Origin of the sequence: Mesorhizobium abyssinicae, from assembly GCF_049887195.1 — a bacterium.
Classification (GTDB): Bacteria; Pseudomonadota; Alphaproteobacteria; order Rhizobiales; family Rhizobiaceae; genus Mesorhizobium; species Mesorhizobium abyssinicae.
Window position 1 is genome coordinate 1 of record NZ_JARAKC010000186.1, and the last position, 213, is coordinate 213.

1 protein-coding gene is annotated in these 213 nt (G+C 67.1%); it reads right to left on the reverse strand.

Annotated features, from left to right (window positions below; genetic code table 11):
* Positions 1-213: VCBS domain-containing protein (locus tag PU724_RS34245; protein ID WP_426213888.1), on the reverse strand; the 213-nt coding region annotated here is incomplete at both ends.

A 213-nucleotide genomic window follows, 5' to 3' on the forward strand; every position in this document is an offset into this window, starting at 1 on the left:
GGATGGAGATGACGATGTCCTTGGTGGTGCCGTCGGAGGTCTGCACCGTGATGGTGTCGGTGAGCGCCGGATCGCCGGTGTTGAGCGCCTGGACGGCGGCGTCGTCCTCGTTGAGGACATAGCTCCACTCGCCGGCGGCGTTGATGGACAGCGTGCCGTGCGCGCCGTTGGTGGCCACCGAGAAGTCGTTGGCGCTGTCGACGTCGGTGGCGT